At 59.2% G+C, this 24,580-nt stretch carries 24 protein-coding genes; 13 read left to right on the top strand and 11 right to left on the bottom strand.

The window, feature by feature from the left end; translation table 11 throughout:
- Positions 1-221 precede the first annotated feature (221 nt).
- Complete coding sequence (locus K2Q04_RS13845) at positions 222-1,157, top strand: metal-dependent hydrolase (RefSeq protein ID WP_291164843.1); 936 nt, start codon at positions 222-224, stop codon at positions 1,155-1,157.
- On the opposite strand, the gene K2Q04_RS13840 is transcribed toward K2Q04_RS13845, so the two are convergent.
- The 4 genes from K2Q04_RS13840 to K2Q04_RS13825 all read right to left on the bottom strand — a co-directional run bounded on the left by K2Q04_RS13840 (position 1,138) and on the right by K2Q04_RS13825 (position 3,873).
- On the bottom strand, positions 1,138-1,734 hold the full coding sequence (locus K2Q04_RS13840; RefSeq protein WP_291164840.1) for a TetR/AcrR family transcriptional regulator: 597 nt from the start codon (positions 1,732-1,734) through the stop codon (positions 1,138-1,140). The genes K2Q04_RS13845 and K2Q04_RS13840 overlap by 20 nt on opposite strands.
- 302 nt (positions 1,735-2,036) lie before the next feature.
- On the bottom strand, positions 2,037-2,663 hold the full coding sequence (locus K2Q04_RS13835; RefSeq protein ID WP_291164838.1) for a pilus assembly protein: 627 nt from the start codon (positions 2,661-2,663) through the stop codon (positions 2,037-2,039).
- A gap of 3 nt (positions 2,664-2,666) precedes the next feature.
- Positions 2,667-3,236, bottom strand: coding sequence for a pilus assembly protein (locus K2Q04_RS13830; RefSeq protein ID WP_291164835.1), 570 nt, complete (start codon positions 3,234-3,236; stop codon positions 2,667-2,669).
- A gap of 130 nt (positions 3,237-3,366) precedes the next feature.
- Positions 3,367-3,873, bottom strand: coding sequence for a pilus assembly protein N-terminal domain-containing protein (locus K2Q04_RS13825; RefSeq protein ID WP_291164832.1), 507 nt, complete (start codon positions 3,871-3,873; stop codon positions 3,367-3,369).
- Positions 3,874-4,438: 565 nt separating this feature from the next.
- Here K2Q04_RS13825 and K2Q04_RS13820 point away from each other — a divergent pair.
- The 10 genes from K2Q04_RS13820 (at position 4,439) to K2Q04_RS13775 (ending at position 13,884) form a co-directional block, all read left to right on the top strand.
- Positions 4,439-4,618, top strand: a complete 180-nt coding sequence (locus tag K2Q04_RS13820) for a Flp family type IVb pilin (protein ID WP_291164829.1) — start codon at positions 4,439-4,441, stop codon at positions 4,616-4,618.
- A 209-nt stretch (positions 4,619-4,827) separates the two neighbouring features.
- Positions 4,828-5,004, top strand: a complete 177-nt coding sequence (locus K2Q04_RS13815) for a Flp family type IVb pilin (RefSeq protein WP_291164827.1) — start codon at positions 4,828-4,830, stop codon at positions 5,002-5,004.
- 97 nt (positions 5,005-5,101) lie between these two features.
- On the top strand, positions 5,102-5,611 hold the full coding sequence (locus tag K2Q04_RS13810; RefSeq protein WP_291164825.1) for a prepilin peptidase: 510 nt from the start codon (positions 5,102-5,104) through the stop codon (positions 5,609-5,611).
- Between the two features lie 223 nt (positions 5,612-5,834).
- Complete coding sequence (cpaB, locus tag K2Q04_RS13805; protein ID WP_291164822.1) at positions 5,835-6,641, top strand: Flp pilus assembly protein CpaB; 807 nt, start codon at positions 5,835-5,837, stop codon at positions 6,639-6,641.
- A 38-nt stretch (positions 6,642-6,679) separates the two neighbouring features.
- A complete protein-coding gene (locus K2Q04_RS13800) occupies positions 6,680-8,299 on the top strand; it encodes a type II and III secretion system protein family protein (RefSeq protein WP_291164819.1) in 1,620 nt (539 codons plus the stop codon).
- An 18-nt stretch (positions 8,300-8,317) separates the two neighbouring features.
- Positions 8,318-9,055 carry a CpaD family pilus assembly protein gene (locus K2Q04_RS13795; RefSeq protein WP_291164817.1) on the top strand — a complete coding sequence of 246 codons (738 nt, stop codon included), beginning with the start codon at positions 8,318-8,320 and terminating at the stop codon, positions 9,053-9,055.
- Between the two features lie 15 nt (positions 9,056-9,070).
- Positions 9,071-10,372: a CtpF protein gene (locus K2Q04_RS13790; RefSeq protein WP_291164815.1), complete on the top strand. Its 1,302-nt coding sequence runs from the start codon at positions 9,071-9,073 to the stop codon at positions 10,370-10,372.
- Positions 10,373-10,385: 13 nt separating this feature from the next.
- Positions 10,386-11,879: a CpaF family protein gene (locus K2Q04_RS13785; protein WP_291164811.1), complete on the top strand. Its 1,494-nt coding sequence runs from the start codon at positions 10,386-10,388 to the stop codon at positions 11,877-11,879.
- Positions 11,872-12,861: a type II secretion system F family protein gene (locus K2Q04_RS13780; RefSeq protein WP_291164808.1), complete on the top strand. Its 990-nt coding sequence runs from the start codon at positions 11,872-11,874 to the stop codon at positions 12,859-12,861. Before K2Q04_RS13785 ends, K2Q04_RS13780 begins: the two co-directional genes overlap by 8 nt.
- Positions 12,862-12,900: 39 nt before the next feature.
- Positions 12,901-13,884: a type II secretion system F family protein gene (locus K2Q04_RS13775; RefSeq protein WP_291164806.1), complete on the top strand. Its 984-nt coding sequence runs from the start codon at positions 12,901-12,903 to the stop codon at positions 13,882-13,884.
- 173 nt (positions 13,885-14,057) lie between these two features.
- Here K2Q04_RS13775 and K2Q04_RS13770 read toward each other — a convergent pair whose 3' ends face one another.
- Positions 14,058-15,008, bottom strand: a complete 951-nt coding sequence (locus K2Q04_RS13770) for a tetratricopeptide repeat protein (protein WP_291164804.1) — start codon at positions 15,006-15,008, stop codon at positions 14,058-14,060.
- Between the two features lie 212 nt (positions 15,009-15,220).
- Here K2Q04_RS13770 and K2Q04_RS13765 point away from each other — a divergent pair, with 212 nt between their 5' ends.
- Together K2Q04_RS13765 and K2Q04_RS13760 are read left to right on the top strand one after the other, a co-directional pair.
- Positions 15,221-16,642: a leucyl aminopeptidase family protein gene (locus K2Q04_RS13765; protein WP_291164801.1), complete on the top strand. Its 1,422-nt coding sequence runs from the start codon at positions 15,221-15,223 to the stop codon at positions 16,640-16,642.
- On the top strand, positions 16,639-17,535 hold the full coding sequence (locus K2Q04_RS13760; protein WP_291164798.1) for an NlpC/P60 family protein: 897 nt from the start codon (positions 16,639-16,641) through the stop codon (positions 17,533-17,535). Before K2Q04_RS13765 ends, K2Q04_RS13760 begins: the two co-directional genes overlap by 4 nt.
- 10 nt (positions 17,536-17,545) lie before the next feature.
- Here the strand turns inward: K2Q04_RS13760 and K2Q04_RS13755 are convergent, their stop codons facing one another.
- From K2Q04_RS13755 to K2Q04_RS13730, 6 genes are all read right to left on the bottom strand, one after another.
- Positions 17,546-17,995 (bottom strand): hypothetical protein, encoded by a 450-nt coding sequence (locus K2Q04_RS13755; RefSeq protein ID WP_291164795.1) that lies wholly within the window; start codon positions 17,993-17,995, stop codon positions 17,546-17,548.
- 88 nt (positions 17,996-18,083) lie between these two features.
- Positions 18,084-18,716, bottom strand: coding sequence for a glutathione S-transferase family protein (locus K2Q04_RS13750; RefSeq protein ID WP_291164791.1), 633 nt, complete (start codon positions 18,714-18,716; stop codon positions 18,084-18,086).
- Positions 18,717-18,730: 14 nt separating this feature from the next.
- Positions 18,731-20,362 (bottom strand): ABC transporter ATP-binding protein, encoded by a 1,632-nt coding sequence (locus tag K2Q04_RS13745; RefSeq protein ID WP_291164788.1) that lies wholly within the window; start codon positions 20,360-20,362, stop codon positions 18,731-18,733.
- On the bottom strand, positions 20,362-21,576 hold the full coding sequence (locus tag K2Q04_RS13740; protein ID WP_291164949.1) for an ABC transporter permease: 1,215 nt from the start codon (positions 21,574-21,576) through the stop codon (positions 20,362-20,364). The genes K2Q04_RS13745 and K2Q04_RS13740 overlap by 1 nt, the downstream gene beginning before the upstream one ends.
- Positions 21,577-21,578: 2 nt before the next feature.
- Positions 21,579-22,700 (bottom strand): microcin C ABC transporter permease YejB, encoded by a 1,122-nt coding sequence (locus tag K2Q04_RS13735; protein WP_291164785.1) that lies wholly within the window; start codon positions 22,698-22,700, stop codon positions 21,579-21,581.
- Entirely contained in the window at positions 22,700-24,571 is a 1,872-nt protein-coding gene (locus K2Q04_RS13730) for an extracellular solute-binding protein (protein WP_291164782.1), read from the bottom strand. Before K2Q04_RS13730 ends, K2Q04_RS13735 begins: the two co-directional genes overlap by 1 nt.
- Positions 24,572-24,580: the final 9 nt, after the last annotated feature.

The raw sequence follows: 24,580 nt of genomic DNA, 5'->3' as shown, positions 1-24,580 counted from the left end.
AAAGCGGTGTTCCGTCGTCGATGGCTGCGCCCAGGTCTTATAGTCGAATCGCAGCGCCGCAATTGGAAAGAGCGTTTCGGCCTCAGCAGGCCGTGTTCGTTGGAGGATTATCCACATCCGTGCCGCATCAGGCCCTCGCCGGGGCGGTGCGAATCTGATGCTCCATTAACCGAAGAGAGGGCCGCTAGCCAGTCCATACGTCTCGGTTTGCGAGCGGGCAAATGCGGTTGGTGGCAACGATGGCGAATTTCACCACTCACATCGCGATTGGTACCGTTGTAACGGGCGCGCTTGCAACCCTGACCCTCGCCGCGGACGTCGTCGCCCCGCAGAATCTGGTCGCGGTAACTTTAGCCGGCGTTCTCGGTTCCGTGCTGCCCGACATCGACCTCAAGGACTCGCGGCCGAGCCGGGCGATGTTCGCGGGGCTTGCGATCTTCTTTTCATTCGCGGTGCTGTTCAATGCGGCGACGGAGTTCTCTATTGCCGAGCTTTGGGTGCTGTGGCTTGGAACGCTTCTCGTCGTTCGATACGGTTTGCACGCGATCTTCCATCGTATCTCGGTGCACAGAGGGATCTGGCATTCGATCCTTGCGGCGGTCTTTTCATCAGTCGCGACGGCCATCGTGTTTCGGTATCTGCTCGGCAAGCCCGAGGGCGTTTCGTGGCTCGCCGCCGCGTTCATGTTCGTCGGCTACATAACCCATCTGACGCTCGATGAGATCTATTCGGTCGACGTGATGGACACGCGCATCAAATCGTCATTCGGCACGGCGTTGAAGTTTTTCGATCGCCGGCATCTCGGTGCTTCGCTCGCGATGGCGGGGGCCACTGCGGCGGCCATCATGATTTCACCGCAAACAACGACATTCGTCGACGGGCTTAGTTCGCACAGCATGTGGACGGGCTTGCAGCAGCGGATGCTGCCGACCGACAAGTGGTTCGGCATCGTTCAAGGTCCGCACTTTGCGAGCAGCAAGCCTGATAGTGAGAGCGGTATAACGACGAGTTCGATCGGCGAGCATTCAGTCGGTCATGCTGGAGAGGCGAAGGACACCGCAGCTCCAATTGCGCAGCCTCAGCCGGCGGCAGAAGCGGCACCGCTTCCGGCTCCCGCTCCGGCCAGTGATGTCCTGCCTAGCAGCGCAAACCCCTAATAAAGATGGTCGTCAATTCCTTGGCGAATGATTGCGCGGTCGCGGGTGTGAGGTAGACGCCCTTCTCGGTTGCCGCAATCGCCGTGATGCCGTTGAGGCCAGCCCACAGAGTGCGTGCCATCGCATCGAGAGCGTCAAGCGATGCGTCCGGTGCGATCGGCGCAAGCTGGTCTTTGACGATCTCGATAAGGCTATTCGTATAGTCGTGCAGCAATACCGGCACGCTCGTTCCAGCGGGCAAGGTGTGGGCCAGGAATAGATTCCACATGCGCCGATTGACGAGGGCGAAGTCTACGTAGCCGTGTGCCAAAGCCTCTACGTTCTTTTCCCTGTCCGATCCGAGCGGAACGCGCTTCATGTGTTCGAGTGTGCGCCCCATCAGCTGCACTTGTAGCGTCAGCAGAACGTCATCCAGGTTTTCAAAGATATTGTAGAGCGTGCCCGGCGAATATCCGATCATGCGCGCTATTTCGCGAGCAGAGAGGCCCGTCATTCCATTGCGTTCCACAATGGTTTGTGAGGCATCGAGAATAAGCTGACGCAACTCCTCCGGTGAATGAACGGATCTTCGTCCCATAAGGTGGCAATCCCTAGCGCACTTTTAATTATGATGAGTAAACTGTACCGGATGGTTGCAACAAGACAAGGGTCCGCCGGCGCGTCACTAGAAAGGAATGCTCAATTCCGTGCGTGTAGCGAAAAAAGTTTTCTTAGCGCTTGCGGCAACGGGGGTGTTTAAGACAATAGAGTGCTCACTAATCCGTCATGGGAGGATTTATTTCCTCCGTACCCGGATTAATTAAAAAAAGTATTCGAATTTCTTTTGTGGTTGATGCGCCGAGCGCACACACCGCAGAAATTTCAAGATGAATGGGCCGATTAGGTCGGGCAAACCGAATTTTGGGTCGCCTGACCGTAAAAAACCGACCCGAAGCGCGGGGAAAACGTCGCCGTGTCGGTCCAGGTCAGGTTTTGTATGACTGTAGGCAGCAGGTTCTTCAGCAGCGGCGAGAACTGATATTTGGAGTCGATGATGATTGCGGCGTCGCCCTTCGAAAGGAGGTTCGCCGGAACCAGCGTGTTCGCAGTGTACGTCAGAGAGCAAGGCTGAATGATCATGGAATTGTAGGCGTAAGACCATTCGATTCTGGATTTCGTGGCGTCGGTGCTATTTGCCCTGAACTGATAGATGCCCATCTGCATCGTGCTGGAGCTGTATGGCTCCATCGCCTGGACGGCTGCAACCATGATGGCATTCAGCTGATCTTTTGCTTCCGTGCTCGTTGCTCCGAGCTGCTGTTCGCGAGCTACGAGGTCTCCGATCATCGCTGTCGCTTTCTGGAAGCGCTTGTGAATGATCAGCGCGCGCGTGACTTCGAAAGTGCCGAAGGTCATCAGCATCAGAACCGGCGCGAGGAACGCGAACTCGACCGCTGCGATGCCTGACCTGTCACCTAGCAGCGAGCCGAATTGAGAAATCAATCGAGAAATCCCAAATTGTTGCATGGCTTAATTGCTCGGGTAAGGTTCGCTGCGGAAAGCCGTAGCGGTTTGCATCATTGTAGTGCCGTCGGGAGCGTTGCCGAATTTGACGAAGGGAAGCTTGGCGGTGAAGTCCCATTTATAACAGGTCGTAACGATCACGATCTGGCTGGCAGTGCCGGTGTAAATGGCTATGAGGTCCGTCGGCTTCATGACCAGAGACAGGTTTGCGGTGTTGTCCAAACACTTATACGGTTCGATGCCGGCATTCCAATTATCCGTAGCCTGTGCAAAAATCTGAAGGTTATTGCAATTGATCCACGGGCCTGCCCCAGTGCAAATTTTCTTTCTGAACTGGTCGACGGTCATTTTCTGAGTGACCGCTTGGCCGGTGCGGATAAGGCGGCTCGCTTGATCCATACCCTTTTCGATCGAGCTGATAATGAAAAAATAGAATGCGCAGCCGACGAGGCCGAGCATGAACATCATGAAGGGCGTGGCGACGATCGCAAACTCAACTGCGGTCGCGCCATTGTCGTCGCGTTGAAAGCGACGAAGGCCGAGAAGCTTCAAAAGCGGCTTGATGCCAGCCGTCATTGCGCTCGAGATCCCTCTTCATGCGTTGCAGTGAGAGGTAGACCTCGAACATTAAAAGCGCATTTATCGAAACATCTTTCTTTTGGCGCGGTTCACAAAGCGTTAAATGCATTCATTCCTGTGCCGCTCATTATTGCTGGTTGTTTGCATTGGCGCCCTGATCGGCTGAGCCTTCGGAGAACTTCGTCTTGCTAGAGTTTGCCGATTTGACGTTATTAAAGAAGTCCTTCTCGTCGCCGATTGTCAGCGTCGGCTCGCAATTGGGCGTGCAGGCGTATGTGAAGCGCTGACTTCCTTTATGCAGGTTGACGATCCGTCGATCGTCGCGCTCCACCATCACCCGCTGGTCTTGGATGACGTTGTGGTCGTTATCGAGGGCGATGATGTTCGTTATTCCGAAAGTCTTGCCGGTCACGACGACCAAGTTGCCGTCCTGAAGAGTGACGTCGGCGATCGAAGGATTGCCCACGATAATCTCAGATGCAGGTCTAGGGAGCCTCAGCAATTGGGATTGATCGTACCGCACGACCAAGTCTCCGGCGGTGGCCGGCGCGTTAGCCAATATAATGAGGCTCGCATACGCGATGCCGCGAATAAGCCGGGGCGGCGTTGCGGTTCGTTTGGATCTTTTGAGCATTCGGCATCCGGCTATCTCGAGGAAGAGATAATTACCGCATGAATTGGTGAAGGAACTGGTAATTGCCGTTTCAATCGGGTGCGGCGTCACCGAGGTACGATCCTAGAGGTTGCGGCGCGTCATTCGCGGGAGTGGAAAAGTTACTTGAGTTGACGGTGCGCCCGTGAATGCAGGCCGTGTTCATCCAAGGTCAGGCGCAGCTGCCTCCCGGAACGGATGACGAGCGATTGCCTTCATTATACTCTATCCCCATCTCAATCAGATGCCAAAAACCAAATAATTAAGAAGTATTAACCAATTAATGCTGCTAAGATTTACGTATTAACGCAGTTATTTGTGATTTAGTAATGAGGCTTGTCTTGTTTTTTCTTTGTCTATGCTTGTATTTCTTGCGCAATGTCCATCGTTCATTTGATATTTAGTCGGATCATCCTTGCAACCTATGCGGTTTTACCTGAATTTAATTTTTGAGCATTATTGTCGCTAAAGTTCGCTGGTGAGGACGGATCCCCCCGGCGAAGCAGGATTGGACACTACACTTCAGAACTGGTTTGGGAGAGTACACATGAACTTGTTTTCGCGTTTCATGAACGATGAGTCGGGTGCAACGGCCATCGAATATGGCCTAATCGCTGCGATCGTCGCTGTTGGGATTATCGGCACGCTCGGCACTCTTAAGGGCTACCTGAACGACACGTTCACCAAGGTTGGCACCGAACTCAACACCGCCAACACGGCTAAGTAAGGCAACTTGCCTTCTTAGGTTTGCGAATAAGATGCGCTCGGAAAAAACAACTCCGGGCGCATTTTTTTCATCAGAGATAGTTCCAGCCGGCGCGGCTCTACGCGGAATGCTTCGCAAATTTCATGCGGCCACCGGAGCTTAAGATCTCTGCGCTACAATTCCTTATGGACGGCGCCCGTCTTCGGCTCCGACAGCACAAGGTAACCGACATGCACAATGGGTTCGTCCGGAGCTTTCTAAGCGATGAAAGCGGCGCAACGTCAATCGAATATGCGTTGATTGCGGGGATTGTGAGTATCTGCATGGTCGCTGCACTGTCGCAGATATCAGGTGCCTTGCAGGGCATGTTCGCGACCATTGGCACGTACTTCGCGGCCAATCTGTAAGGCGAAATCGAGAACAGACGTTTCGCGGCGTTAGGCGCACTTTTACTCGCATGCTGCATGCTCGCAGCGTCTTTTGCATCCATCTAGGTCTCTACACATGGCGTCGCTCGCCTCAATCCTGCTCATGACGTTTCCGGTCGCGATGGCGTTTGCTGCGGCCAACGATCTCTTCACGATGAAGATACCGAACAAGATCTCGCTCGCGCTCGTCGGCGGATTTATTGCCGTGGCGCTGCTCACGCGCATGCCGCTCGAGACTTTCGGCACCAACCTCGCAATCGGGTTCGCGATCCTCGGCGTGACGTTCACGCTCTTTTCGCTCAATCTTCTCGGTGGCGGAGATGCCAAGCTGATTGCGGCCGGAAGCGTTTGGATCGGTGCAAATCACATCGTCGAGTATCTCGTTTTCGTCGCGATTTTCGGCGGCGTGCTTTCGCTCGTAATCCTCGGATATCGCAACTGGTTTCCAGCTGAAAAGCTCGCTCTTCCGGGCTGGGCTATGCGTCTCCATCTGCCAAAGGGTCCCATCCCCTACGGCATCGCCATCGCGGCGGGTGGGCTCGCGATCTTTCCGGCGACGGACATCTTTCTTTCTCTTGTCGTCTAATTTGCAGTTGGGCGTTTCCGATAGGCGCGTCCCGCGAACCGGCCGAATGCGCCGAGCGGCGGGATATTGCGTGCTCGCCGCGCGAGCGTTTACGTCTCGATAACTGTCTCTACAACGTTTCGGGGTCTTAGCCTCGCTTCGAGACAGAGATTAACCTCAAATTGACAATTGGCCGTCATCGTCCGGAGCAGATCGATTTGTGCTCTCGGGGACTACGGGGCGGATGAAACGGGCTCAGCTCATTGGATTTTCGGTGGCTTTAGGCGCCGCCATGCTCGCGTATTACGTAGCGAGCGCTTTCGTGCGCCCACCGCCAGCCCCGGTCACAGTCGAGAAGACGGTCAACAGCACCGACGTTCTGGTCGCCGGAACGGATATCCCTGTCGGGCAGATCGTCAACGAGGGAAGCTTCCGTTGGGTCTCGTGGCCCTCTGAAGCCGTCTCCGCGAACTACATCACCAAGAAGAGCGGCGGCCAGTCGATCATGCATAACCTCTCGGGTTCGGTGGCGCGGTCGCCGCTGCTCGCCGGAGAGCCTGTTACCGCGCAGAAGCTGATCAAGGCGGGGCAGGGCGGCGTTCTCGCTGCGATCCTGCCGCAAGGCATGCGCGCCATCTCGACGAAGATCAAAGCCGAGACGGCGGCCGGCAGTCTCATTCTCCCCAACGATCATGTGGACGTCATTCTGATCCGGCAGGTGCGGGGACGCAGCGGCCAGGACGCAAGCGTCGTCGACACGCTGTTCCGGAACGTCCGTGTCATGGCAATCGGTCAGCAGATCGAGACCAAGGAAGGCAAGAAGGCTGCGGACAGCTCGGCGACGACGGCAACGTTGGAGCTGACGCCGCGCCAAGCAGAAATGATGGCGCTCGCAAATTCGATGGGCGAGATCACGTTGTCCCTTCGCAGCGTTGCCGATTTAAGCACCGACCCGGCGCGGGCCGGCGGCGTCAGTCTCGACAAACCTAAAAACAATTCCGTGCGCATCGTTCGCTACGGAGCCAAGTCGCGTGTGTATGGCGTGAACTGAGTAAAGACTAATCAGTAGCCGTCATAGGTTAAGGGCTCATGCGCAGTAATTCCTGTTTTTCTTGGCGCGCGCGGTTGCGCGCCGTCGTCATGCTTTTTGGCGCGACGCTCGCCTTTTCGGCGGCAGTAGCACAGCCGCCAGAGCCCGAAGAGACGTTCCGCGATCTTTCGGCGGACGCAGGGCATCATCAGTCGTTCATTCGCATCCAGGACACCGGTGGCCCTATCAAGAAAAGCCTGAAGATCGGCATGGGGAAATCGGTCCTTCTCGAATTCCCGCGCGATGTCCGCGACGTGATGGTGTCGAACCCCGCCGTCATCGATGCAGTGGTGCTGAGCTCAAACCGCGTTTTCCTGCTCGCCAAAGGGACCGGCGAAGCAAATGCCTTCTTCTTCGATACCTCGGGCGCGCAATTCGCGACCATGGAGCTCTACATCGAGAGAGAGACGGCGGGACTGCAATCGCTCCTCAACCGGATCATCACCGGCTCTTCGATCAAGGTGGAGATGCTCAATCAGACGGTCATCCTGACGGGAAGCGTCAAGAGTCCGATCGATTCGACCCGCGCCGGCAACATCGCCGCGCAGTTCATCTCGCAGCAGCTCACCAGCATGTCGGTCAACGTCAAAGAGGGCGTTTCGACAGCCGAAAGCGGGACCAGTCAGCAGAAACAACCCGTCATCAACATGCTGACGGTCGAAGCCGAAGAGCAGGTGATGCTCAAGGTGACGGTCGCGGAAGTTCAGCGGACGGCTCTGAAGCAGTTGGGCGTCAATCTTGGCGGAATGCTGCAGTCGGGAAGCTTCTCGACAACGCTTCTGACGGAAAACGCATTGCCGATAACGACCGCCCAGGGTCTCGGGGCGCTTCCAACGTTCGGCCTTCCTGCTGCCGCCGGCGCTGCTTGCGCCGCCGGCGTCCCTATCTGCCCGTTCAACTCCGGCCCTGGTAACGGCGCGATCGGCAATAGTGGTCTGCTGTCGGGATGGGGTACGGGTGCTAATCGAATCCAGTCGGCGATCCGAGCGCTGGAGCGCGACGGTCTGATCCGGACACTTGCCGAACCGAACCTGACGGCCATTTCGGGTGAGGCAGCGGAATTCCTCGCGGGCGGCGAGGTCCCGTACGTCACCGGCATCGACACGCAAACCGGTACGAGTTCCGTTGCATTCAAGAAATTCGGTGTGCAGCTCGGCTTTACGCCTGTCGTGCTTTCGGAAGGCCGCATCAGTCTGAAGATCGACACCAGCGTCAGCGATATTTCGCAATTCATCGGCGGCAATCCGGTGTTCGATACGCGGCAGGCGAAAACGGTCGTGGAGTTGCCGTCCGGTGGATCGCTCGCCCTCGCAGGCCTCATCAACACGAAGACCAAGCAGAATATCGACGGCCTGCCCGGCGCCAAGGACATTCCAATTCTCGGCACGCTGTTCCGAAGCCGCGATTTCCAAAATCAGGAGTCGGAGCTGGTCGTCATCGTGACGCCTTACCTAGTGCAGCCAACCTCGCGTCAGCAGCTTGCTGCGCCGACGGACGGGTTGGCGCCGGCGACCGACCTCAAGGCGGACTTTCTTGGTCATCTCAACAGGATCTACGGCAAGAGCGAAGTGATGCCTTCCGGCGGTCTCAAGGGTGATTACGGTTTTATCGTCGAATAACTGGGGCGCAGACGCATCATGCCGATCAAGTGCACGACCGACCCCTGGCCCCGGAAACTACGCTCGGGCTTCGCCAAAGTTCTTGTCATCGCGTTGCTTCCGCTTGCCGTTGCCGGATGCCGTCGCGATGCCCCCGGCCCGCAGGTTGCGGGCTGGTCGGTCATTGATCCCGAGCAACGACATCCGATCCTCGTGTCGCAGCAGCCGGCAACGCTCAATCTGCATATCGGAGCGAGCTCGGATGGTCTGACACCAGCGCAGCGCGCGCGCGTTTTGGAGTTCGCCGGCAGAAGCCGCGCTTCGGATGCCGGAAACAGCCGCATCGTCATATCGGCTCCGGGCGGTTCGGCAAACGAAGGCGCCGCAATGCAGGCGGCCGACGAAGCGCGCCGGTTGATGATCGAAACCGGCTATTCGGAAACATCGATTGCGGTGGAGGCCTATCACGCCGATGGCCGGGATGCGCCGTTGCGTTTGTCATATATGCGCTATGTGGCCGAGGCGCCGGAGTGCGGACAGGACTGGTCGGAAAATCTCGCGGCGAACTATCAAAATACGCCGTATCCAAACATGGGCTGCGCGGGGCAGCGTAATCTTGCCGCCATGGTCGCTAACCCCGCTGACCTGCTCGGTCCGCGCACGATGACCAGCCGCGATGCGAACCGCCGGGACGATATGTATTCCAAATACGTGGCGGGTAAGCCGCTCGGCGCCGATGCCGAAGCCGTGACGATCGCCAAGCCCGTCAGCAATTGATCTTTCGGAGACGACATGTCCAAGCACGCTCCAGACAGCCCAAGCGAGGAACCGATCCTCGAGGATGGCGGCTCTCCTGATCTCCATCCGGCCGATCGCGCGCGTCCTATTCCGCGCATCTCCATTCAAGCTTTTTGCGACGATCCGGTGGTTGCCGACGCGCTTCAGTATGCAGCCAACGACCGTCGCTTGTCGAAAGCGCACGTCAGCGTCCACATGGGCGGCATTGGCGCTGCCGTCGCGCACTATCTCGATAGCCCGACGCCCAATCTGATCATTCTCGACAGCGCGCTGAAAGGCAGCCAATTGCTCGTCGAACTCGACCGGTTGGCGGAGAGCTGCGATCCGGGGACAAAAGTCATCGTCGTCGGACGGCACAACGATGTGCTCCTCTATCGCGAGCTCTTGAAGCGCGGCGTCGCGGAGTATCTCGTCGCGCCGGTCGATCCGATGGGGTTGATGGAGAGCATTTCCAATCTCTACAACAATCCGGAAACCGATCCCGTCGGCCACGTTTTCGCATTCATCGGAGCGAAAGGCGGCGTCGGTTCGTCGACCATTTGCCACAACGTGGCGTGGACGATGTCGGAAGTTTTGAAATCGGACGTCACGATCGCCGATCTCGATCTTGCGTTCGGCACCACCGGCCTCGATTTCAATCAGGACCCTGTTCAGGGCATCGCTGAAGCGTTGGCGACGCCGGAGCGTCTGGATGACCAGTTGCTCGATCGTCTGCTGACGAAATGCTCGCAGCATCTTTCAATTTTCGCGGCACCCGTCGTGCTTGACCGCGACTACGATATTTCGCCCGAGGCCTGCGCCATCGTTATCGATGTGGCGCGCCAGAACGTGCCGTTCGTTGCAGTCGATCTGCCGCACGGCTGGTCGCCGTGGTCGAAGCGCGTCCTGCTGCAGGCCGACGAGGTCGTCATCACGGCCGTTCCCGATCTTGCGAACCTGCGGAACGCCAAGAACATCGTCGATCTTCTCAAGGCGTCGCGCAAAAACGATGAGAAGCCGCACTTGATCCTGAACATGGCGAACGTGCCGAAGCGCCAAGAAATCAGCGTCAAGGAATTCGAGCAGGCTCTCGGTCTCAAGGTCGTTTCAGTGATCGACTACGATTCCGAAACTTTCAGCCAGGCGGCGAACAACGGGCAAATGATCGCCGAGTTCAACTCGAAGGCGAAGTCGATCGAGAAGTTCCACGAATTAGCGTTCAGGCTAACGCGGCGTAAAGACACTAAAGCGGAAAAACAGAGTTCGCCGCTGTCGGCCATTGCGCCGATACTGGAGAAGTTGAAGCTCAAGCGTTGAGGACCCAAGCCCCATGTTCGGTAGGCGCTCCAACGATCAATCGTCAGAGAGGCGCGTTGCGCCGCAGGCTCCTGAACCGCAGGCGGCCGCGGCCGGTATCGAACCGCGCGCATCGGCGCCGGCGCGGGCACCCGCCGCGCCGAACCCCGCGCCGCAGCGAGCAGAGCCTGTGGTCGAGTCTCAGCGGCGGCACTCGGAAGAGTACTACGACGTCAAGACGACCGTCTTCAACGCGCTGATCGATACGATCGATCTCACGCAGCTGTCGAAGCTCGATAGCATTGCCGCGCGCGAAGAAATTCGCGATATCGTCAGCGAAATCATTCAAATCAAAAACGTCGTGATGTCGATTTCCGAGCAGGAAGAACTGCTCGAAGACATTTGCAACGACGTGCTCGGTTACGGCCCGCTCGAGCCTCTTCTGGCGCGCGACGACATCGCCGACATCATGGTGAACGGCGCCACCACGACGTTCATCGAGGTCGGCGGCAAGGTTCAAAAGACCAACGTCCGGTTCGCCGACAACCAGCAGCTGATGAATATCTGTCAGCGCATCGTCAGCCAGGTTGGCCGGCGCGTCGATGAATCGAGCCCGATTTGCGACGCGCGTCTTCCTGATGGATCGCGCGTCAACGTCATTGCGCCCCCTCTCGCGATCGATGGACCCGCGCTCACTATCCGTAAATTCAAGAAGGACCGTTTGCGGCTCGAGCAGCTGGTCAAGTTCGGATCGATTACGCCGGATGCCAAGACGATCCTCGAGATCATCGGGCGCGTACGCTGTAACGTTCTTATTTCGGGCGGCACGGGTTCCGGTAAGACGACGCTTCTCAACTGTCTTACGGGTTCGATTGACGACGACGAGCGCATTATCACATGCGAGGACTCTGCCGAGCTTCAGCTGCAGCAGCCCCACGTCGTGCGTCTCGAAACGCGGCCGCCCAATCTCGAAGGCGAGGGTGAGATCAAGATGCGTGATCTCATCAAGAACTGCCTTCGTATGCGTCCGGAACGTATTATCGTCGGCGAGGTCCGCGGACCCGAAGCGTTCGATCTGCTGCAGGCGATGAACACGGGCCACGACGGTTCGATGGGCACGTTGCACGCCAACAGCCCGCGCGAAGCGCTGAGCCGTCTCGAGTCGATGATCATGCAAGGCGGTTACGCGCTACCGATCAAGACCATTCGCGAAATGATTTGCGGTTCCATCGATGTGATCGTTCAGGCTTCGCGCTTGCGTGACGGCTCGCGCAAAATCACGCACATCACCGAAGTTATCGGCATGGAAGAAGAGACGATCACTCTTCAGAACCTGATCATCTATGAAATTACCGGCGAGGATGCGCACGGGAAGCTGATCGGCCATCACCGGTCGACGGGCATCACGCGACCGCGCTTCATGGAACGCGCAGAATATTACGGTGAGACGGAACGCCTCACGCGCGCGCTCGTCCAGTCCGAGATGGAAGACAAACACGGCAGTCCGCTTGGTGATCGCAATGGGTGATGTCGATCTTCTTTCGCTCATGGTGCCGCTGCTGGCGGCGCTGGCATTCGCCGGGGCGGTCTTCGCAATTGCGTATCCGTATTTTGCGGATGACCGGCAATCGAAGCGATTGGAGAGCGTTTCCGGCGCGCGAGGCTCGCGCCTTTCGGGCGTTGCAGGCGATCTGCAAAGCAGCCGCAGGAAGTCCGTGGCCGACACGCTGAAGGAACTCGAGGACCGCCAGAAAGCCGACAAGAAAGTGACGCTCGGTCTGCGTCTGATGCGGTCCGGTTCGAAAATGACGCCGCGAGAATTCTATGTCGCCAGCGCGTTGCTCGGCGCTCTCTTGGCGGCGATCGCGATATTCATCATGGGGCTGTCGCTAAGCGGTGCGGTCGTCGCGGCGATTGTCGGCGGGTTCGGTATACCGCGCTGGATCCTCAATAAGATGATCAGCCGGCGTCAGCAGAAATTCGTAGCTCAATTGGCGAACGCCATCGACGTCGTCGTGCGTGGCATCAAGTCCGGTCTGCCGTTGAACGAATGTCTTCAGGTCATTTCGCGCGAAAGTCCGGAGCCGCTTGCCGGTGAGTTCCGCGAAGTCGTCGAGCAGCAGCGACTCGGCGTTTCCATCGCGGATGGCCTGGAGCGCATGTGTGATCGCATGCCGATATCGGAAATGCGCTTCCTGACGATCGTCATCGGCATTCAGCAGCAATCCGGCGGTAACTTGTCTGAAGCGCTTGCAAATCTTTCGAACGTTCTTCGTGACCGGCAAATGCTGGCGCTCAAAGTCAAGGCGCTTTCCGCTGAAGCAAAAGCGTCCGCAATGGTGCTCGCATCGTTGCCGCCAGGCGTCATGACAATGGTCTTTCTTTCGTCGCCTGGGTACATCATGCCGCTTTTCACCACGACCGTCGGGCATTTCATGGTTACGGGCGGCGCGGCGTGGATGATGGCGGGCGTTCTTATCATGAAGAAGATGATCAACTTCAAGTTCTAGGTTTCTGCTCGTGCAGACAGACATGCTGGTGGTATAGCGATGTTGTCGTTCGTCGACGTTGTAATGGACCCCCAATTCATCGCGACGGTGCTGGCCGCCGTCTGCGTGTTTGCGACTGTTCTGACGGTTGCGCTGCCGATGTTGCAGCGTGACCAGATGAACCGGCGCATGAAGGAGATGGCCATCGAACGCGGCAAGATGCGTTCAGCCCGTCTCGCGGAACTGGCGACGAAGGATCGTCCGCAGGGCGGGCGGTTGAGATCGACGCCGAAGGGCTTCATGCAGCAGGTCGTCGATCAGCTGAAGCTTCGCGAGCGCTTCGACAACGAGGAATTGCGTGAAAACCTGAAGCGCGCCGGTCTTCGCGGTCAGGCGAATATCGTGTCCTTCATGTTCTTCCGCGTCGCCGCGCCGATCGTGATCTTCTTTTTCGCGCTGTTCTATCTCTTCGTGCTCTATGACAGCGGCTATCCTCCGCTCATCAACTTCCTGATGGCGTTAGCTGCAGGCTTTCTCGGCTTTTACGTGCCGAACATGTTCATCTCCAACCGCGTACAGAAGCGGCAGATGGCGATCAAGCAAGCGTGGCCGGACGCGCTCGATATGCTCTTGATATGCGTGCAATCGGGCATGTCGGTCGAGGCGGGCTTTGCGAAGGTCGGCAAGGAGATCGTCACCCAGTCGGTCGAGCTCGCCGAGGAGATGATGCTGACGACGGCAGAGCTGTCGTACCTGCAGGATCGCAGGCAGGCGTATGAAAATCTGGCCAAGCGGACGGGGCTTCCCGGCGTCAAATCGGTGATGACGGCGCTTGTACAAGCCGAGCGTTACGGCACGCCAGTCGGGCAAGCGCTCAGAACGATGGCGAAGGAAAACCGCGAGATCCGGCAGTCGGAAGCCGAACGCAAAGCTGCTGCTTTGCCGCCGAAGCTGACTGTTCCCATGATCGTGTTTTTCTTGCCCGTGCTTTTCATCGTCATCCTCGGTCCGGCCGGCATCAGTTACATGCAGATGAACAAGTAAGATTAGGCGCAACCGCCGCGTTTTCGATTTGTGTCGCGTCGGCCCTGGCCCCTTTCGGTGGCCGGGGCTTTTTTTTGACGCGGCAATGGAAGGCATGAACGCAAACAGCCGGCGGAATTCGCCGGCTGGGCAATGCTCGGATTGTCGATCTGGTGTGTGCAAGTCGCTCGAGGTTAGTGCGTGACCGGCAGCGCCTCGTCGGTGCTCGTCTGCCAGACGCCTTGCGTCACGGACAGGGACCCTGCCGACGCCGCTGCATTCTGCACGGGAGCTGCCGCGCTGACCGAGGTGTTGGCGGCAAAGCTTCGCGCGTCCGGCATTTCCGTCGTCGGTTCGATTTTCACCATTTGCTTCAGGTAAGCCGCGTTGGCGGATGCGGTATCGGTGTTGAGGACGCCCGAGGCGACGGCTTTCGATTCGTCGTAGCGGCCTTGGAGACCCAGCACGAGCGCGAGGTTTTCGCGAATTTTCGGGGTCGCCCCGGACGAGGATACCGCCTGACGGAGGAGCCCCTCGGCCTTCTTGGGATCGCCATTCATCGCATAAGCCATCGCGAGGTTGTTCGTGACGGTTGGATTGTTGGGTGAAAGCGTCAAGGCGCGTTCATAGAATGGGATGGCCTCGGTGTACTTGCCCTGCTTGGCCATGACCGTGCCGCGTGCCGAGACGATACGCCAATCGGGTTTCGTCGGGTCGTCGGCCATTGTCAGCATCTGATTGGCGACGCCGACCTGATCCATTTCAAGCGCGAGGCGTCCGTATTCGCTGGCAACTTCCGGATTGTTGCCGTGAATTAGGCTGACCTGCTGCAGGACGGCGAGAGCCTTGTCCTTTTCACCAAGCGCTTTCAGATTTTTCGCATAATTGAGTGCCGGGCGGATCTCGGTCGGCTTCTTGGTGTATTCGTTGCCCCAGTAAATCGTGGCCTTCTGCAACTCATCTTGCGGGGACGACGGGCCGGCATCAGCCGTCTTGGTGTCGGTCGGCTTCATGGCGATGCTTGGCAACAGGTCGGTTGACGCGGAGCAGGCTCCCAGAAGCAGGCTCGCGGTCAGGGCCGCGAGGGTGCCGAGGCGCCGGGGCCGCAGCACTACACATGCGAGGGGATGCTCGAAACGCGTCATGAAAGTCTCCGTCGGGGATTGATTCGCCGTTCCCCGGGCGAATCTTTGTGAGACCGTCAGTTTCTGAGGCATGGGTCAACAAACGCTTAAGTTTTGCCCCAGACCTGTATAAGCAGTGCAATCCTGAAACGGTTTGTGCTCTGGCGGCCCCGACAGTTGCAGCCGGCGCGCGACTTAATCGAATGAATGCAACGCAGTGGAGTGTGAGACGAATGGCCGAGACGACAGCCTGGGCGGCGGCGGAAACATTTGCACTTGGCGCCGCGGCCGCTGACGACATCCCTGTTCATTTCGTTCCGGCCGACGGTGTCGATGCCATCGGTTCGCTTGACGATGTTCAGCGAGCCTGGCTCAAGGCGCAGAAGTTTGCGGGCAACGCCAAGCGCACCGTTCTAATTCCCGGCGCAGACGGAAACATCGCGTCCGTCGCGTTCGGGATCGGCAATGGCCAGCAGGGGGAACCGAGCGGCCCCTCCGAATTGCTTGCCGGACTTTTGGGTTCAAGCTTGCCGGCGGGAACGTATCGTTTCGCTTCGGATCTCGCGCACGGCGATCTCGCAGCGTTGGCATGGTCTCTCGGCGGCTACTCGTTTTCGCGCTACTTGAAGAAAGACAAAAATGGCAGCCGCGCCAAACTGCGGCTTGCAAATGCGGGATCGGATCGCATCATCAATACTGCCGAAGCCGTCTGGCTCGGCCGGGATCTGATCAACACGCCCGCATCGGATATGGCGCCTGCCGATATCGAAGCCATCGCGCGTGTTCTAGCCGGGCGCCACGGGGCCGATATTTCGGTGACCACCGGCGACGACCTGCTGACGCAGAACTTCCCTCTCATTCATGCGGTCGGCCGCGCGAGCCCGCGGCAGCCGCGTCTCATCGACATGAGTTGGGGGCCAGCCGGCGCGCCGAAGATCACGCTCGTCGGCAAGGGCATCACGTTCGATACCGGCGGTCTCGACATCAAGCCCGCGAGCGCGATGCTTCTGATGAAGAAGGACATGGGCGGCGCTGCGACGGCATTGGCGCTCGCGCACATGATCATGGGGCAAGGGCTCAAATGCCGGCTTCGCGTGCTGATCCCGACGGCGGAGAACTCGGTCGGCGGCGACGCCTTCCGGCCGGGCGATGTGATCGCAAGCCGTCTCGGCCTCAGCGTCGAGATCGGCAATACGGACGCCGAGGGGCGGCTTGTGCTCGCCGATGCGCTGGCGCTCGCCGACGCGGACGAGCCGGACAGCATCTTCGTTTTCGCAACGCTGACCGGCGCGGCGCGAACGGCTCTCGGGCCGGACTTGCCTGCGTTCTTCACCAATGACGATGAGCTGGCGCGCAGCCTGCCGCCGCTTGCCGCCTCGATCGGCGATCCGTTGTGGAATCTGCCGCTTTGGGATGGTTACCGCCGTCATCTCGACAGCGATATCGCCGACATGAACAACGTCTGGGAGTCGCCATTTGCCGGCGCCATTACCGCGGCGTTGTTCCTGAAGCGCTTTGTCACCCGGGCTCGCCGTTTCGCCCACTTCGACCTATATGGGTGGCGACCGGCGGCTCGGCCCCTTGGCCCGAAGGGCGGGGAGCCGCAGACGGCCCGCGCAGTGATGGAACAACTGAGGCGAGAGCTGACCTCGTGACCACTGGAGTTTCGCAACGGACCGCAGGCGCGCTCGATCCGCGCCGCAACGCTTTTCGTCCGGATCTCGCGGCGAAGTCGCTCGAGGGCGTGATCCATGCCGAGCGTTACGTTACCGGAGAGCCCGGCTTTGTCGTGCGTTCCACGGTGCCGCTTCGCAAGCAACCTGATCCGTCGTGCGGTTTCGAAACCGAGGTTTTGTTCGGCGAGAGCCTGACGATCTTCGACGATGCCAACGGCTGGGCGTGGGTCCAGCTCGCGCGCGACGGGTACGTCGGCTATCTGCGTTCGGACACGTTCGCGCGTGGCGTGATACGTCCCACCCATCGGGTGCAGACGCTCGGCACTTTTCTGTACGGCGCGCCCGACATCAAGTCGCCGCCGATCATGCATCTCGCCCTCAACACTCCGATTGCGGTGCTTGGCGGCGACGATCGATTTCTCGAACTCGAGGGCGGCGGTTTCATTTACGCGCGGCACGCTTCGGTGAAAGATCGCTTTGTGCGCGATTACGCGGAAATTGCCGAGCGCTTCGTCGGTACGCCGTATCTCTGGGGTGGCCGCACGCGCGTCGGGATCGACTGTTCAGGTCTTATGCAGACGGCGCTACAGGCTGGGGGCATTCCGGCGCCGCGCGACAGCGATATGCAGCAAGCGGAGCTTGGCGACAACGTTCTCGTCTCCGAAGATCTCGAAGGGTTGGCGCGCGGTGACCTCGTATTCTGGAAGGGGCACGTCGGCATGATGCTCGACGGCGTGATGTTCATTCACGCCAACGCCTATCACATGATGGTTGTGGTCGAGCCTTTGGCGGAAGCCGCGCGGAGAATCGCCAAGTCGGGCAGCCATATATCGGCGATAAAGCGACTCGCGGGGCGCGCACCGTCTTTCTAATGGTCGTTGCTCAGCGGCGATAGGGCAGGAAGCGGCGTGTACGCCATTCTTCGGCCGACGTCGGCGGAGCGATCCGCCGGTCGCCGATCCAGTCCCATCCGGGCGTCAGCTCGACGCGCATCGTGATACCGACGAGCGCATCCGTCATGGCATTGAATATTTGGATCTCATCGACGCGGCCCGCCTCGATCGCCCGAACGAGGGCCGGGAACACCTCGAACCGCTCGATCGGCCGGTCCTCGTAGGTTTCTGCTGCGAGCTTCAGACCAAATTTCTGATCGGATTTGATCATCAGCTCGAACGGGCAGGCGAGATCGGCATTCGGCACGACGACCAATCGCCAGTAGCGCTCGGAGGCCGCGATGCCGATTTCGGCGCAGTCGGCCGTTGCCTTGGCCCACGCTTCGAGATCGACGAGTGTCCGCTCGAGGCGGTCTCGGAAGACGTCATTGGGAAGCATTGTCGATGGATCTCGCAACGGCGATTCGGAACCACAGGATAGCCGATCCCGAGGGTTCCGAAAGCACGCCGCGGTGACACTTGGCTTTTCAGGACGCCAACGCGCGCACCAGCTCTTCGTCCTTCGCCATTGCGCTCTTGAACGCGGGGCGGCTCGTCAGGCGCTCGATATAGCTCGTGAATTCCGGCCTTTCGGGCAGCAACTTGAACAGCGTCATCCAACGGACCGCCGAACCAACTACGACGTCTGCGGCAGAGAATCGTTCCCCAAGGATATAGGGGCCACCGCTGACGGCACCGGACAATGTGTCGACCGTGGCGTCATATGTTCCGTAGCTCATCGCAGAGGCCATAGATGGCTCGATCTTGCGCCAACGGTCGGCGATGGCGGGTTCGATGGCGCCGTGATTGAAAACGATCCACCTGAGATAGGTGCCGCGCGCGGTATCGCCGATCGCTGGGGCGAGTTGTGCTTCCGGGAAAAGATCGGCGAGGTAGATCGCGATGGCGCCAACTTCAGTCACCGGAACGCCGCCGTGGGTAATGGCCGGGACTTTCCCCATCGGATTGACAGCGAGGTATTCCGGAGTTTTGTGCTCGCCCTTCTTCATGTTGAGCACTTTGAGCTCGTGAGGCGGTGAGCCGAGTTCCTCCAGCAGCCAGCGGATTGCGAAGGAGCGCGTTTGTGGTGCGTGGTAATGAACGAGCTTAGGCGTTGCCATCATGGGCCTCCTGTTCAGCTCGCGAGCGCTCCTCTGTGGGCGACTTTGATGTCGAACGCGGCCGCGAGAAGAGCCTTCGTATACTCGTCCTTCGGCTTTTCAAAGATGTCGCGCGCGGGGCCTTCCTCGACGACTTTGCCGTTCTTCATCACGATGACGTAGTTGCAAAGCGCGCGCACGACCTTCAGGTCGTGACTGATGAAGAGATACGCGAGATCGTGCCTCGTCTGCAGGTCGCGCAAGAGATCGACGATCTGCGCTTGAACGCTCATGTCGAGCGCGCTCGTCGGTTCGTCGAGCATGACGAATTTCGGCTGCAACACCATGGCGCGAGCGATGGCGATGCGTTGGCGCTGTCCGCCCGAGAACTCATGCGGATAGCGATCCTGGGACGTTGGGTCGAGACCGACCTCCGTCAGGGCGGCGCTTACGCGATCCCGGCGCTGGCTGTCGTCAAGCTCGGGGTTTTGAATCGTCAGCCCTTCTTCGATGATCTGGCCCACCGTGAGGCGCGGCGAGAGAGAACCGTAGGGGTCTTGGAAGACGATCTGCATTTCCTTGCGGAGCGGACGCATCTCTTTGTTCGTCAAGCCGTCGATACGCTTGCCGACGTAAGCGATCGGTCCGTCGGAGGAGAGAAGACGCAAAATGGCGAGGCCGAGCGTCGTCTTGCCCGAACCCGATTCGCCGACGACGCCCAAGGTTTCGCCGGCCCTGAGCTTCATCGACAATCCGTCGACTGCTTTGACGTAATCGACCGTCCGCTGCAGCAAACCCTGCTTGATCGGGAACCAGACTTTGAGGTTGTCGGTCTCGACGACCACGGGCCGCGTGGTGTCGGTCGTCGGCGGCATTCCTTTGGGCTCGGCTTCGAGCAGATGGCGCGTGTAGGGATGCTTCGGCTCCGTGAAGACTTCTTCCGCTGGTCCCGTTTCGACGATTTCACCGTGGCGCATGACGTAGACGCGTTCGGCCATCCGGCGGACGATGCCGAGGTCGTGTGTGATGAGCAGCATGGCCATGCCCATCTCTTTTTGCAGCGACTTCAGAAGCTCGAGGATTTGCGCCTGGATCGTCACGTCGAGAGCGGTTGTCGGCTCGTCGGCGATCAGCAGGTCCGGCTTGTTGGCGAGCGCGATCGCGATCATCACGCGCTGACGCTGGCCGCCGGACAGCTGATGCGGATAGGCGCCGAGGCGTTTCTCGGGATCGCGGATGCCGACCTTAACCAGAAGCTCGAGGACGCGTTCGCGGGTCTTCGCATCCGAGAGGGTCTGATGCAGCTTGATAATCTCGCCGACCTGCTTCTCGATGGTGTGAAGCGGGTTGAGCGTCGTCATCGGCTCCTGGAAGATGATGGAGATGCGCCGGCCGCGGATTGCGCGCAGCTCGGCGGGGTTCGTCTTCAGGATGTCCTTCCCCTCGAACAGAATCTCGCCCGTTGGATGGGAGGCGGAATTGGGAAGCAGGCGCAGGATCGACATTGCGGAGACGGTCTTGCCGGAGCCGGATTCGCCGACAAGCGCGACCGTCTCACCCTTGCCGACGGTGAACGACACGCCTTTGACAACGCGCACGGCCTCGGCGCCGTCGCCGAAAGCGACAGACAGATTGCGGACATCGATGAGAGGCGTTGCGGCTGACATCAACTCTTGCCCCTGAAGGTCTTTCGCGGATCGAGCGCGTCGCGCACGGCTTCACCCATGAAGATCGCGAGCGACAGGATAATTGAGACGGCGATGAAGCCCGATATGCCGAGCCACGGCGCTTCGAGGTGCTTCTTGCCTTGCAGCAGAAGCTCGCCGAGCGAGGGAGAACCGGGCGGCATGCCGAGCCCCAGGAAGTCGAGCGCCGTCAGGGCTGCGATGCCGCCCGAAAGCTTGAACGGCAGGAACGTCAGTGTCGCGACCATCGCGTTCGGCAGCAAGTGCTTGAACATGATCTGCCAGTCGGACAGGCCGAGCGCCCGCGCGGCGCGGACGTATTCGAGGTTGCGGCCACGAAGGAACTCGGCGCGGACGAGGCCGACGAGAGACGTCCAGCTGAAGACCATCAAAATTCCGAGCAGCGTCCAGAATCCTGGAACGAAGAGCGAGGATATGATGAGCAACACGAACAGTTCCGGGATCGAGTTCCATATTTCGAGCAGGCGCTGGAATATGAGATCGACGCGGCCGCCGAAGTAGCCTTGCACTGCGCCTGCTACAACGCCGACTGCGGACGAGACGATCGTCAGGATCAGGCCGAAGAGTACGGAAATACGGAAGCCGTAGATCACGCGCGCGAGCACGTCTCGACCTTGATCATCGAGGCCGAGCCAATTGGTATTTCCAAGTTCCTCAAAGCGCGCGAGCTGGTCGGGCGGCGCGGGGCAGAGCTTGAGAGACGTTGCCCACGGAGGCGGCGCCGGATAGCCGAGGCACACGCCGCTTTCGCCGATGCGGCCAGGGTAATCCTTGTTGATCGTCGAATAAGAATAGCGGATCGGCGGCCACAGCATCCAGCCGTTGGCGTTGATCTCGTTCGCTATGTCGGGCGTCCTGTAGTCGGTGACGGCAAGGAAGCCGCCGAACTTCTCTTCAGGATAATCGACGACAACGGGAAACAGGATTTCGCCCTTGTAGCTCGCGATCAGCGGGCGGTCGTTGGCGATGAACTCGGCGAAGAGCGAGGCGACGAACAGGGTCGTGAAAATGAGGAACGAGCGATAGCCGATCTTGTGGGACTTGAACCGTTCCCAGCGGCGGCGGTTGACAGGCGAAAGCCGGAAGCGCTCCCGCAGCCGTTGAATGCGCGATTTCGCGGGTGCCGCTTCCGGCGATACGGTGGCGCCTGATGCGCGGTCGGCCCGTTGATCCATCGTCATACCTCGCGCGTCTCGAAGTCGATGCGAGGATCGACGAGGGTATAGACGAAGTCCGATAGGATGCCGACGAACAGGCCGACGAGCGAGAAGATGTAGAGCGACGCGAACACGACGGGATAGTCGCGCTTTTCGATGCTCTCGAACGAGAGAAGGCCGAGACCGTCAAGCGAGAAGATCGTTTCGATCAGGAGCGCGCCTGAGAAGAACGCGCTGATGAAGGCTGCCGGAAAGCCCGAGATGACAAGCAGCATGGCGTTGCGGAAGACGTGGCCATAAAGGACCTGGCTTTCGGTCAGGCCCTTGGCACGTGCCGCCACGACGTATTGTTTGCGGATCTCGTCCAGGAACGAGTTCTTCGTCAGGAACGTCATCGCGGTGAACGAGCCGACGGCCATCGCGATCATCGGCAGCACGAGGTGCCACAGATAGTCGGTGACTTTGCCGAAGAACGACAGCTGATCCCAGTTATCGGAGAACAGGCCGCGCGATGGGAACCAGTGGAAGAACTGCGAGCCCGCGAAAAGAATCAGCAGAAGGACCGCGAACAGGAACCCCGGTATCGCGTAGCCGATCACGAGGACCGCGCTCGACCACGTATCGAACGGCTCGCCGTCCTTTACGGCCTTGCGAATGCCGAGCGGTATCGAGATCAGGTAGGTCAGCAGCGTCATCCAAATGCCGAGCGAGATCGAAACCGGAAGCTTCTCCTTGATCAGCTGCAGCACCGAGACGTCGCGGAAATAGCTCTTGCCGAAATCGAACGTCAGGAAGTTCTTCATCATCAGGTAGAAGCGTTCGTAGGCAGGCTTATCGAAGCCGAACTGCTTCTCGAGACTCTTGATGAAGGCGGGGTCGAGCCCCTGGGCGCCGCGATATTTCGAGGTGATGGAATCGCCGCCGCCGACGCCGAGCTGATTGCTCATGGCTCCGCCGCCGAGCGTGTCGCCCCCGCCGCCACCCATGCGGCTGACAATCGAGGACGATTGTCCCGTCAATTCAGCGATCATGCGCTCGACCGGTCCGCCAGGAGCGAACTGGATGATGATGAACGAGAACAGCATGATCCCGAGCAGAGTCGGGATCACCAGCAGTATGCGTTTTAAAAGATAAACAGCCATCAGGGCTTTGCCGGTTGTTCCTGAGTTTGAGCGGTCGGCTTACCGGAGCTTAACGCTGCGGCCTTCGCCGGATCGTACCACCACGTATCGAGTATGCCCGCATCATATTTGGGCTGCACGGCAGGTCGCGCGTATTTATTCCAATACGCTATCCCGTAAGACGCCTTATACCAGTGCGGAACCCAATAATGACCTGCACGGAGCACGCGATCAATGGAGCGCGTCGCTGTGACCAATTCGGCCCGCGATTTCGCTGCGACAACTTTGTCGACGAGGGCATCGATAACGGGATCTGATATGCCGGCGAGGTTAAAAGAGCCATCGGTCTTGGCTGCCTCCGACCCCCAATAGCTGCGCATCTCGATGCCCGGCGTCAGCCGCAAGGAATAGCGCTGGGTCGCGATATCGAAATCGAACGCCTTCACGCGCCGCTCATATTGGGCGGGATCAACGAGCCGCCACGAGGCGTCGACGCCTATGCGCTTCAAGTTTTCCGTGTAGGGAACAGTGATGCGCTCGAACATCGCCTCGAAGTCGAGAAATTCGATCGTCAGCCGCTCGCCTTTGTCGTTATGCAAGAAATTATCGGAGCCGGGTTTCCAGCCTGCTGCGATGAGAAGATCGCGGGCCTTCTTCAGGTTGTCGCGGTTGTTGCCGCTGCCGTCCGTCACCGGCGGTGTATAGGGCTCGTCGAAGACTTCGGATGCGAGTTTATCTTTGTAGGGCTCGAGCAGCGCTAGTTCTTCCGGGCTCGGCTTCCCCGTCGCCTTCATGTCGGAATTTTCGAAGTAGCTCGTCGTGCGCTTGTAGAGCCCGTAGAACAATTTCTTGTTCGACCATTCGAAATCGAAAACGAGATCGAGCGCCTGGCGAACGCGCGGGTCCTTGAACTTGTCGCGGCGGGTGTTGAGAAAATAGCCTTGCGCCCCGGACGGGCGATCGTCGGGTAGTGACACCTTCACCAGGCGGCCTTCGGTGACGGCCGGGATGTTGTAGCCGGTCGCCCAGGAGATGCTCGAGAATTCCTCGCGGAGGTCCATGTTGCCGGACTTCACCGCTTCGAGTTCAATGTTGCGATCGCGGTAATAGTCGTAGCGGATCTCGTCGAGGTTATACCGGCCTCTGTTGACCGGCAGATCCTTCGCCCAATAATCCTCGCGCCGCGTGTAGGTGATGTCGGTGCCGGGATTGAAGCTTTTGATCTTGTAGGGGCCTGAGCCGAGCGGCGGCTTCAGGGACGTCTCCTCGAACGGCTGGGTCGCGTAATAGGCCTTCGACAGTACGGGCAACTGGGCGACGGTGATCGGCAGATCGCGCACAAGTGTGCCTTTGAACGTGTAGCGCACCGTTTCCTTATCGAGCGCTTCCGCGGAGACGACATCGCGCAGCGTCATCGAGATCGCGGGATGGCCTTTTTCCTTCAAGATGCCGAAGGAAAAGACGACGTCCTCGGCAGTCAGCGGGGAACCATCGGAGAATTTCGCTTCGGGGCGCAGCTTGAACGTGACCGACATGCCGTCCGGCGCGACATCGGCCGACTTGGCGACGAGCCCATAGACGGCATCGGGCTCGTCCTGGGCGCGCACCATCAGGGCATCGAACAAGAGGTCGAGGCCCTGGGCGGCGTCACCTTTCAGGATGAACTGGTTCAACGTGTCGAACGTGTTGGCGCCGCCGGTTCCCATCGTCACCATGCGGCCGCCCTTCGGCGCGTCGGCGTTGACGTAGTCGAAGTGCTGGAAATCCGCCGGGTATTTAAGCTCGCCAAACACCGAGAGACCATGGCGCGGTTCGGCGCTCGCGATCCTAGCGAATGACACGGAGAACAGCAACGCCAGCGCAGTGAGGAACGTCACCGGGAGTAGTGTCATCGTTCGTGC

It is taken from the genome of Hyphomicrobium sp. (genome assembly GCF_019753045.1).
Taxonomy (GTDB): Bacteria; Pseudomonadota; Alphaproteobacteria; order Rhizobiales; family Hyphomicrobiaceae; genus Hyphomicrobium_B.
The sequence above is the reverse complement of the archived record's forward strand: the minus strand, read 5'-3'. Positions and strand labels throughout refer to the sequence as shown.

Coding starts and splice junctions, on each gene's coding strand:
- K2Q04_RS13845 (WP_291164843.1), top strand. CDS start 222: ATGCGGTTGGTGGCAACGATGGCGAATTTCACCACTCACATCGCGATT.
- K2Q04_RS13840 (WP_291164840.1), bottom strand. CDS start 1,734: ATGGGACGAAGATCCGTTCATTCACCGGAGGAGTTGCGTCAGCTTATT.
- K2Q04_RS13835 (WP_291164838.1), bottom strand. CDS start 2,663: ATGCAACAATTTGGGATTTCTCGATTGATTTCTCAATTCGGCTCGCTG.
- K2Q04_RS13830 (WP_291164835.1), bottom strand. CDS start 3,236: ATGACGGCTGGCATCAAGCCGCTTTTGAAGCTTCTCGGCCTTCGTCGC.
- K2Q04_RS13825 (WP_291164832.1), bottom strand. CDS start 3,873: ATGCTCAAAAGATCCAAACGAACCGCAACGCCGCCCCGGCTTATTCGC.
- K2Q04_RS13820 (WP_291164829.1), top strand. CDS start 4,439: ATGAACTTGTTTTCGCGTTTCATGAACGATGAGTCGGGTGCAACGGCC.
- K2Q04_RS13815 (WP_291164827.1), top strand. CDS start 4,828: ATGCACAATGGGTTCGTCCGGAGCTTTCTAAGCGATGAAAGCGGCGCA.
- K2Q04_RS13810 (WP_291164825.1), top strand. CDS start 5,102: ATGGCGTCGCTCGCCTCAATCCTGCTCATGACGTTTCCGGTCGCGATG.
- cpaB (WP_291164822.1), top strand. CDS start 5,835: ATGAAACGGGCTCAGCTCATTGGATTTTCGGTGGCTTTAGGCGCCGCC.
- K2Q04_RS13800 (WP_291164819.1), top strand. CDS start 6,680: ATGCGCAGTAATTCCTGTTTTTCTTGGCGCGCGCGGTTGCGCGCCGTC.
- K2Q04_RS13795 (WP_291164817.1), top strand. CDS start 8,318: ATGCCGATCAAGTGCACGACCGACCCCTGGCCCCGGAAACTACGCTCG.
- K2Q04_RS13790 (WP_291164815.1), top strand. CDS start 9,071: ATGTCCAAGCACGCTCCAGACAGCCCAAGCGAGGAACCGATCCTCGAG.
- K2Q04_RS13785 (WP_291164811.1), top strand. CDS start 10,386: ATGTTCGGTAGGCGCTCCAACGATCAATCGTCAGAGAGGCGCGTTGCG.
- K2Q04_RS13780 (WP_291164808.1), top strand. CDS start 11,872: ATGGGTGATGTCGATCTTCTTTCGCTCATGGTGCCGCTGCTGGCGGCG.
- K2Q04_RS13775 (WP_291164806.1), top strand. CDS start 12,901: ATGTTGTCGTTCGTCGACGTTGTAATGGACCCCCAATTCATCGCGACG.
- K2Q04_RS13770 (WP_291164804.1), bottom strand. CDS start 15,008: ATGACGCGTTTCGAGCATCCCCTCGCATGTGTAGTGCTGCGGCCCCGG.
- K2Q04_RS13765 (WP_291164801.1), top strand. CDS start 15,221: ATGGCCGAGACGACAGCCTGGGCGGCGGCGGAAACATTTGCACTTGGC.
- K2Q04_RS13755 (WP_291164795.1), bottom strand. CDS start 17,995: ATGCTTCCCAATGACGTCTTCCGAGACCGCCTCGAGCGGACACTCGTC.
- K2Q04_RS13750 (WP_291164791.1), bottom strand. CDS start 18,716: ATGGCAACGCCTAAGCTCGTTCATTACCACGCACCACAAACGCGCTCC.
- K2Q04_RS13745 (WP_291164788.1), bottom strand. CDS start 20,362: ATGTCAGCCGCAACGCCTCTCATCGATGTCCGCAATCTGTCTGTCGCT.
- K2Q04_RS13740 (WP_291164949.1), bottom strand. CDS start 21,576: ATGGATCAACGGGCCGACCGCGCATCAGGCGCCACCGTATCGCCGGAA.
- K2Q04_RS13735 (WP_291164785.1), bottom strand. CDS start 22,700: ATGGCTGTTTATCTTTTAAAACGCATACTGCTGGTGATCCCGACTCTG.
- K2Q04_RS13730 (WP_291164782.1), bottom strand. CDS start 24,571: ATGACACTACTCCCGGTGACGTTCCTCACTGCGCTGGCGTTGCTGTTC.